This is a genomic window from Niallia laureatilytica (assembly GCF_046613985.1).
Lineage (GTDB): Bacteria > Bacillota > Bacilli > Bacillales > Cytobacillaceae > Niallia.
This window is the reverse complement of sequence record NZ_JBKKHP010000010.1, coordinates 160,106-168,210: the sequence shown is the minus strand read 5'-3', so window position 1 is coordinate 168,210 and position 8,105 is coordinate 160,106. Positions and strand designations below refer to the sequence as shown.

General features: G+C 34.3%; 12 protein-coding genes, 1 pseudogene and 1 riboswitch. Of the genes and pseudogenes, 11 read left to right on the top strand and 2 right to left on the bottom strand.

Annotation, left to right across the window (positions count from 1 at the left end; translation table 11 throughout):
* From ACLIJJ_RS21130 to ACLIJJ_RS26945, 10 genes and pseudogenes are all read left to right on the top strand, one after another.
* The coding region (locus ACLIJJ_RS21130) for a hypothetical protein (protein ID WP_411411584.1) at positions 1-343 on the top strand (343 nt) is incomplete at its 5' end.
* 181 nt (positions 344-524) lie between these two features.
* Complete coding sequence (locus tag ACLIJJ_RS21125; RefSeq protein WP_411411583.1) at positions 525-689, top strand: hypothetical protein; 165 nt, start codon at positions 525-527, stop codon at positions 687-689.
* Positions 690-719: 30 nt separating this feature from the next.
* A complete protein-coding gene (locus ACLIJJ_RS21120) occupies positions 720-842 on the top strand; it encodes a hypothetical protein (protein ID WP_411411582.1) in 123 nt (40 codons plus the stop codon).
* A complete protein-coding gene (locus tag ACLIJJ_RS21115; protein WP_411411581.1) occupies positions 814-1,197 on the top strand; it encodes an Imm30 family immunity protein in 384 nt (127 codons plus the stop codon). The genes ACLIJJ_RS21120 and ACLIJJ_RS21115 overlap by 29 nt, the downstream gene beginning before the upstream one ends.
* Positions 1,198-1,265: 68 nt before the next feature.
* On the top strand, positions 1,266-1,997 hold the full coding sequence (locus ACLIJJ_RS21110) for a DUF4261 domain-containing protein (protein WP_411411580.1): 732 nt from the start codon (positions 1,266-1,268) through the stop codon (positions 1,995-1,997).
* 210 nt (positions 1,998-2,207) lie between these two features.
* Positions 2,208-2,693: an immunity protein YezG family protein gene (locus ACLIJJ_RS21105; protein WP_411411579.1), complete on the top strand. Its 486-nt coding sequence runs from the start codon at positions 2,208-2,210 to the stop codon at positions 2,691-2,693.
* A gap of 120 nt (positions 2,694-2,813) precedes the next feature.
* The gene (locus ACLIJJ_RS21100) at positions 2,814-3,209 is read left to right on the top strand and encodes an immunity 22 family protein (RefSeq protein ID WP_411411578.1); all 396 of its coding nucleotides are present in this window, start codon (positions 2,814-2,816) and stop codon (positions 3,207-3,209) included.
* 301 nt (positions 3,210-3,510) lie between these two features.
* Complete coding sequence (locus ACLIJJ_RS21095) at positions 3,511-4,194, top strand: SMI1/KNR4 family protein (RefSeq protein WP_411411577.1); 684 nt, start codon at positions 3,511-3,513, stop codon at positions 4,192-4,194.
* Positions 4,195-4,287: 93 nt separating this feature from the next.
* Entirely contained in the window at positions 4,288-4,632 is a 345-nt protein-coding gene (locus tag ACLIJJ_RS21090) for an Imm6 family immunity protein (RefSeq protein ID WP_411411576.1), read from the top strand.
* 337 nt (positions 4,633-4,969) lie between these two features.
* A pseudogene (locus ACLIJJ_RS26945) lies at positions 4,970-5,029 on the top strand (hypothetical protein); the annotation flags it as partial.
* Positions 5,030-5,537: 508 nt separating this feature from the next.
* Positions 5,538-5,619, top strand: a riboswitch (cyclic di-GMP riboswitch).
* 358 nt (positions 5,620-5,977) lie between these two features.
* Here the strand turns inward: ACLIJJ_RS26945 and ACLIJJ_RS21085 are convergent.
* Entirely contained in the window at positions 5,978-6,460 is a 483-nt protein-coding gene (locus ACLIJJ_RS21085) for a hypothetical protein (RefSeq protein ID WP_411411575.1), read from the bottom strand.
* Positions 6,461-6,731: 271 nt separating this feature from the next.
* Here ACLIJJ_RS21085 and ACLIJJ_RS21080 point away from each other — a divergent pair, with 271 nt between their 5' ends.
* Complete coding sequence (locus tag ACLIJJ_RS21080; protein WP_411411574.1) at positions 6,732-7,601, top strand: PhzF family phenazine biosynthesis protein; 870 nt, start codon at positions 6,732-6,734, stop codon at positions 7,599-7,601.
* A 26-nt stretch (positions 7,602-7,627) separates the two neighbouring features.
* On the opposite strand, the gene ACLIJJ_RS21075 is transcribed toward ACLIJJ_RS21080, so the two are convergent.
* Positions 7,628-7,930: a hypothetical protein gene (locus ACLIJJ_RS21075; RefSeq protein WP_411411573.1), complete on the bottom strand. Its 303-nt coding sequence runs from the start codon at positions 7,928-7,930 to the stop codon at positions 7,628-7,630.
* Positions 7,931-8,105: the final 175 nt, after the last annotated feature.

Sequence of the window (8,105 nt, the reverse complement as noted above, 5' to 3'; positions counted from 1 at the left end):
AGGTGGAGTTGGCAATATGAGTTCCTACTTGAAAGCTGAGAGCAGGGCTGATGTTGGGAAGGTTAGTGGGGATAAGGAAAGTTATTTGAATAGATTGAGTGGGCGTGTAGTGGGATTAAGAATAAAGAATAAAGAAGTTGTAAAAGAAGGTGGTGCAGATCATGTAATAGGCACATCTGGTACGACCACTCATGTTAAGGTTACGGATTCTCATTATGATAAAATAAAGGAGCAAATTCAAGAGTGTTATAAACATTTTGTGGAGAATAAAAAACACAATATACCACAGACGAGTAATGAGTTGCTACCAAATGAGTTGAATCATGGTTACCTAATGAAATAGGCGACAATATAACGGGGCATCACATGCCATCCAATAAATATATGCTGGTATTAAAACTAGAGATAGTTATGCTATGTTCTTAGAACATCCTCATCCAGGACAAGGTGGTAGACATAGAAGAACATTTACTTATGGGTTGAGTAAAACAACAAGGAAAGAGGACTTCGATTTATATATGTCTTTGAAACCACGAGACGCCTTAGTATTCGATATTAATGATTTAAGACGGATTCTTAAAGAAGATGGTTTATATAACCAAGAAACTAGAAAGAAGATTGAAGAATATATTAATTACTATAGAACGTATGAACATAATGATGTGAAGATATTTGATGAGCTTGAGTAATTGTGAGAGACGGAAGGGGAGGAAAACACAATGGCTACTTTTAAGGAAGAGATTTCTATTTTACATAAGATGCGTTTTCTTGAAAATGATGGAGATGATATTGAAGTTTTTGAAAATATTCTCAATGAATTATCAAAAGCATGGAACGAATGAAATAATCCCTGAACTGTGTACTATTTTTGAAGATGATATCGCGGAACCATCAGCAGGTGATTATCTTATTGAAACCATTTTTTATATTTCCAAGAATAATGGTCTAGAAGAAGGGCTTAATAAATTAGCCATCAGCATTCCAAAAATGTTACCTCATGCAGAGTTTTGGGCCGAAAGAATTCATCTGACAATTTTAAATTCAAAGGACTTAGTGGAACCTTATATTAAGGCATTAGAAAATGTTAATAGCCCAACAACAAAAAAAAAGATTAATGACATTCTTGTTACTATAAAAGAAGAGGATCAAGATTTATATTTAGAAAAAGTTAATTTCATCTTAGCAAGATTAAGTTAGAAAAAGGAACAATACTAAGACATAACAGAAGTTAAAAATAATTATTGAAACAATAGGGAGATAATATAATGGAATTACCAAAAATCATTTTGGGTATAACTGGAAATTGGGAAACTAGAAGTGAATTTATAGAGGCTATGGCTAGAAAAGGTAATGGTTATGTATATATGGGTAATCATATTGGAAGCCTCGAAGCTCCAGGGGAATTCTTTGATGTAGAAATAAGTGAGTTTAACCCCTATGTAGCTGAAGCTTTTGAAATAGCAGGAAATGGATCATTTGATAAAGAAGACATAATCAGTCTGGAAAATCATAAAAGTATTGTTTATATTTTTGGAGAAGGAGGTTCTTTAGAAAAGGTTATAAAAATTATGGAGGTTGCTAGTGCAGTATTACATGCTGGTGGAGTGGCAGTAAATGTTGAATCTTCTGGAAGAGCTCGCACAAAAGCGGATTGGTTGGAAATAACGATGAGCAAAGATATTACAAGAATATTTACAGCGTTTGTTCAAATGTCTCGTGAAAACAATACATTCTACACTACTGGTATGCAGAGTTTCGGATACCCAGATGTTATTACAACTTCAGATACTATAACCGGTATAGAGGTCGAGTCATTGTTTAGAGTATTTTGTTTATATAATCTTATAGAAAGACCGAAGATTACTAGTGGTGAAACATTTAGCTTGGATTCGGATTCCCCTATATACTTATTGAGGCAAGAAAGCTGTACAATATTTGAGGAAGGTGACCTATTTTATAATCCATATGGGATGTGGAATCTAGTTTCTCACCAATGACCAAAAAATTAACACTCAAATACTTCAGCACTTGCTTGTATGATACAGCAAGTGCTTTTAACATTACTGACTTTTCTTTTTTTGAGGTGTAATATGGATTTTAACCCTGAATAGCAAGTTTGAGCATATAAGGGAAATAAAAGATGGATAATCCAGATAGCTTTCAAAGACTACTAATGAAATTTTTCAAGGAATGGAAGGTGATTGAGTATGGAACTAGAAATGAATAGACTCTATAGAGAGATAGCTGAAACGGTTAATGGTTTAATTCCGGAAGAGTGGGCTAAGTGTTATTTTTATGCTCAAATATCAGAAACTGGTGGAGGAACCTATTTTTTCTATAATACCCCTAATAGTGAGCAAGTGTATAATTACAGCTTACAAATTCCTTGTAAATATGACATCGATGAAGAGGAATTCGAGAAGAAAGAAGATATTTTGTATAAATTGAGTAAGAAACTAAGGAATGCTTTTAAGGATAATCAGCAAGAACTTTGGTACTCTTTTACAATGTCCCTAAAGAATAATGGTGAATTTAAGATACATTACGATTATACAAATTGGTTCGATACGGACTATAGTTTTAGTGACCAAATGATTATTTGGAAAAATAAGTACTTAGGCAATGTACCAGAAGAAAATAGTAAAGCTTTAATTAATAAGTATCTTCAAGACTTTCCGAATAATCCTATCTAACATTACGGTATCTATTAGGCAGTGGAAACAGATATAGCCTTGGGAGAATAATTTATAAAAGGATATAATCATATTTTGAAAGATGAGTGTTACAAATTTCGTTTAGTTGGGAGTGACATCATGGAAAATCCAGGTGTTATGTCGTTATGGATAGGTAATTTTAAAACAAAAAATAATCTAAAAGAATATATTGAAATTAAGTTTGATGAAGTTGGAGATAGAATTCAATCAGAATTTATGAACGATTTTGGTATGGATTTTACTAGCTATAACCAAGATCTTTTAGAAATCTCTTTTAGAGCGGTTTCAACTGCATCGTTGACTACCCTTTTAAGTGGATCTTCTTATGAATCTGTAATTTTATTGCAATTTGTTGAACATTATGGGGAAGTATTTTCAGAAACCTATGATTCTGTCATTAAATTATATGATTTCGAATACGAAGGGAATATCGAAAAAGTTAAATTTAAGGATGGAAATTTAACTTATTTAGGTTCCGTTTATTATGAGGAGTAGGATAATCCAGGTAGATTGGAAATTTGCTGATTATATATAAGGAGAATGTCTAAAAATATAAAAAAATATCTAAAGTCTGTGCCACGTGAATGGGCAGATTCTCCGTAATTAATAGACTAAGAAGTGTTGAATATATAACAAAGTGCTTAAGTTCATTTAATGCAATTGATGCCGTAGGTGAGCTAACAAAAGAAGAAATTAATGATTTATCAGATATGATCCTTCAGCCGAACAGTAATAGTAGTTGGATAGTAAATAACATGAACCTTTTCTTTTAGAATAATAAAAAGGAATGATTTTATTGGATAAAATAGCTTTTCTTAAACAATATAGAAAGAGTATTGAGTTTGTATCTGACAAAGACTTGCTGCATATAGAAAACGGAAAAATACCGGGAAAATGGCTAGAGATCTTTCGAGAAGCAGATAAATTTATTCAAAAGGATAAATTAATAGCTTTATGGAAAAGTGTTTGTGAGAAGGAATTAAGCAATACAATTTCATACATAAAAGAAAATTTAGTGGAACTTGAATTAATTATAGATAATGGAGAATATGCAGTACTTTATAGTATTAAAAGTGAAGATGAAGAAATTCACTATTATGAAGGCGGTATTTCAACCAAGTCAGTAATAAATGATTGGGTAGCATTCCCAGAAGTGATTAAGGCTTTTTATGAAGAGTTACATAATGGCTTCTATTATTTCGCAAGTAGAGCTATGGGACTTGTGCCATTTGAGCACGTTACTCGTTTTGATGATTATGAATGGGGAATACTTGAGGAATTAGATGAACCATTAGGGATTAATATGGAAAAGACTTATGGTTTTTTTCAGAGTGGCATGGGAGGCTATGTTGCTATAGATTTAGACAACAGTATGGATGACACAGCAACACTGTGGTTTACTAATGATCAGCCAGAATATAATGTGAGTTTTTGGGATGTTGTGGATGAATGGATTGTGATTGGGATGCAAGATAATTAAAAAAGCTTCCTAATAATTTAATTTAATTGCATTGTAGATTTTTGTTTAAGGGGTCAGCATACAAAACAAATGAATTCTATTTTCAATATTGCAGTGAATATAATAGAGACCGTTGTTACTACTGAAATAGTATTCTCTGTAATCAATAAATCAGATGAAAGATATCCAGTTGGCAGAGATGCTTTGGATAAGTGCTGGCTTTGGGTAGAATCTGGGGCAGTAACAGGAGATGAGCTGTATGAGCTTATTGATAATGCTGACTATACAGGCATCTCGGAATATATGGAGGAAGAAGAAAACTTAAACATTGCTTTGATGTGGTCTCTGTTAGTTGATACTGTTGCTTATACAGCATGGGCAGCCTACAAACGAGAAGAAGTAAAATATTTACCGCAAGCACTGAAGGCTTTGCCGCTGATAGTATCACAATTATTTTAAACAGTGCGGTTGAAAATGATTTAATCCTAATAGAAGAGGCTGAGCAAATGAAGCTAGCTCTAACTGTTACCAACTTCACTGACACAGATAAAGTAGATAGACAAGATTTCTTAAAGCTAATCTTCAGTTAATAGACTATAAAAGAAAGATAGCTAGAGAACGGAGGAGACAAATGTGGAGCGGCAGGAGAGCCTTATATAAATAAGGGAATGGAGTTTGAATATATACAAAAGGATAACATAACATTTCAATTAATTGTTAGAGACCCTGCCTCAGCACCTGCAGACTTTGAACTCAATGAAAATGAAACTACGAGAAGCTTGTAAAAAGAGAGGAAATCAGTAGTTTATATTATCTTAATCAGTATGCAAAGTATAAAGGCCATACCTTTCCAATCTGGAAGATGAAAGAAAATCAATTATTACTAGGCGAAGGAGATTTCTTTATTGCTAAGGAAGTGTGGGATTTCTGCTATCTGAACTGCCTTGGGAAAGAGGGCTGTATAAGAAGTGGATTATGAGAAGGGATGTGGAGGATGTTTGGGAGGAGAGGACACTGCTTGAATGAGCGGTTGTTACGGATATTTAGGAAGTTGGACTGGAAAATATATTAGTAAAACTTCATTAAACCTACACAAACATCTGTCGATATATAAGTGTAAGTTCCCCCATCACACAAATAGTACCCCAACCCTAAACTATTGTGTTGATGTGGAGTTTCTTTTCTAGCCTTAAGAGCCTGATGTCCAATGGTGCTTTTAGGGTCTTTTTTTTGTTTAAGGGTAAATAATGTGAAGTTTTATAAACAGTTGTTCTGTCTTCTCTGTAATAGATGTTAACAAGATGTAATGAGCTGTTAATGGAAAAACTATCATTATACTGTTAATATATCCATATATCTTTCCAATCAGACAAAGGCAAACCATCTTGAAAAAATGGGACGCAAAGTCACAGGTCTAAGGAAATCTATGATGGCTGGACTACCTCGATTGAAAATCATCAAGGGAGTGCTAACATGTTTTTCAAAGCAATTATTTGCCTATGTAAACGTAGGCATAAGTTCAGTTACTATACTGACAAGTGTGTACGATGTGGAAAGAAAAGAAAGTTTGAAAACTAACCTTATTGTCCTTCTCATTTTGAGAAGGACTTTTTTGTTTTATATAATCTGGAATTACTTACCTCTTTACCATTATAGCTTTTGGTAATATAATACCAATTATAGGTCTTATTTCCTATCTGAGGTATCTTGTTATATTCACACACTCACACACCGACAGATACCTTGGTTCTTTTAACCATACAACACAGTAAAGCCCTTATCTCATTGATAGGGGCTCTCTGTGTTAGGAAGAAGATTCATCTTGACAAAGCCTTCGCAAAGATTCCCTCTTAAAATGAGAAACATTAGGTTTTGCTTCGGTATGCTGTAACAGTTCTGTATATACCTCAAACGGCTTTTCATCCAAGTTATCAATTAAATCGTCGAGATTTTCCTTCACGATTACAGCAAACGTAACATCAGTATGCTCCTTGAATTCAACTAAACTGACACCAATATGCTCTAACACTTCTGTATCCTCTTCACCAAGTGGCTCTGCGATAATTGCCTGCACTTTTATTAGATTATCAGATGCCTCAAACTCTTCTGGGTTATCTTTATATACTGCTTCTAAGAAGGGATAATCTGATAACCGGGTTTCCCTCTTGCAGTCTTCTATAACAAGAAAGCCAATTACATAATTCCATCCATCTGTTTTTGTTTGCATAAGTCTAAAGATTTCGAAGTCTTTCATTCTTAGTTCGCCAATTAGGTATACTTCTGGCATTTTCAATATGTCACGCCTTCTTTCTTCATTAATATAGGTATAAGCTAATTAGAAGGGAAACTATTTACCCTTATCAATCGTAATAAAGCTACAGACATTTCTATAGAGTTGCTAATAAAGCTCGAAAGGTTACTTTTGGCAAAAATAACGTGGGTTGCATATCAACGCTGCTGAGTTTCTTTTCCTTAAGGTCATTAGAAAGAAACCTTGAATAAATTGATAGATTTATAATAATTATATATGCATAAATACCGAAAGGAAATGATATCCAATGAACATCCAAGTATTTATAGTAAATGCTTTTACAAAAAACAAATCAGGAGGCAATCCCGCAGGTGTTGTAATGGATGGAGATGGACTGAGTGCAGAAGACATGCAGTACATTGCTTCTGAAATGGGTCTGTCTGAAACAGTCTTTATTCAAAGTTCTTCTGCAGCAGACTATAAAATTAAATACTTTACACCGGTGTCTGAGGTGGACTTATGCGGCCATGCAACAATTGCTTCTTTTGCGTTATTAGTGCAAAGAAAGGCTGTCAGCAAAAACAACTTTACAATTGAAACGAAAGCAGGCATCCTGCCAGTTCGAATAGAAGGGGAGAAGGTTTTTCTAACACAAAATAATCCCCAATTTGGTCAAGAGTTGGATAAAAAGGAAATTGCCGAGTCACTGCATATAAATGAGGCGGATATCATGACAACTCTTCCTATTGAGATAGTCTCAACAGGATTAAAGGATATCATAATTCCAGTCAAAAATAATCAAGTGCTTCAAACGCTTCAACCAGATTTTAATAGAATGAAAGAAATAAGCGCCAAGCTGGAAGTAGTCGGTTATCATGTCTTTACTTTAGATACAGATTCTGGAGTTGATGCCTTCTGCCGTAATTTTGCACCGCTATATGACATCAATGAGGAAAGCGCAACAGGCACGGCAAGTGGAGCGTTAACAGGCTATCTTTATAAACATAATGTAGTGAAGCCAGGTTCTACAAGCCTTCTCTTTGAACAAGGACATGCCATGGAGGCTCCATCAGAAATTATCTCTCATGTTAAGGTGGATACTAATAATAACGTGGAAGCATTGGAGGTTGGGGGAGAGGGCATCTATATCTCCTCTAAATGGATAGAATTATCATAAGAAAAAGGAGGGAGCAATCTCCCTCCTTAAGCAATAAATTCTTTCGGATACATTGTCTGGAAGTGATTCAACAAGGACGGTAAATGCTTCTGAAACTCAAAGCAGATTTGCTGCCCAGCAGGGTACGGATAGATCGTCTTGTTGCAGAAGGCACATACATCCTTTTCCTTGAAGATATGCATCACATTCAAAGGGAAAGGTCTTTTCTTATTTCCCACTAAAAACTGATAGAAATGATCATTAATGCGAAAGTTTATCTGATAGCCATCAAAGGAGCTTAAGTGGCTGATATTAACATCTTTGTATGATAACCCTCTGACATTTAGCATACAGTACATCTCCGTTCCCTATTTTATATCCTAACTATAACATCCGAGGAAAGCGCATTCAATTAATCGGTTCAGAAACATTTACATATCTTAGTACATTCGACAGGTATTTTCATTTTGAAGATAGAATAACAAATTTATAGGGAAAAATAACCGATTAATTCAAGGAGTGTGA

Coding starts and splice junctions, on each gene's coding strand:
- ACLIJJ_RS21120 (WP_411411582.1), top strand. CDS start 720: ATGGCTACTTTTAAGGAAGAGATTTCTATTTTACATAAGATGCGTTTT.
- ACLIJJ_RS21115 (WP_411411581.1), top strand. CDS start 814: ATGAATTATCAAAAGCATGGAACGAATGAAATAATCCCTGAACTGTGT.
- ACLIJJ_RS21110 (WP_411411580.1), top strand. CDS start 1,266: ATGGAATTACCAAAAATCATTTTGGGTATAACTGGAAATTGGGAAACT.
- ACLIJJ_RS21105 (WP_411411579.1), top strand. CDS start 2,208: ATGGAACTAGAAATGAATAGACTCTATAGAGAGATAGCTGAAACGGTT.
- ACLIJJ_RS21100 (WP_411411578.1), top strand. CDS start 2,814: ATGGAAAATCCAGGTGTTATGTCGTTATGGATAGGTAATTTTAAAACA.
- ACLIJJ_RS21085 (WP_411411575.1), bottom strand. CDS start 6,460: ATGCCAGAAGTATACCTAATTGGCGAACTAAGAATGAAAGACTTCGAA.
- ACLIJJ_RS21080 (WP_411411574.1), top strand. CDS start 6,732: ATGAACATCCAAGTATTTATAGTAAATGCTTTTACAAAAAACAAATCA.
- ACLIJJ_RS21075 (WP_411411573.1), bottom strand. CDS start 7,930: ATGCTAAATGTCAGAGGGTTATCATACAAAGATGTTAATATCAGCCAC.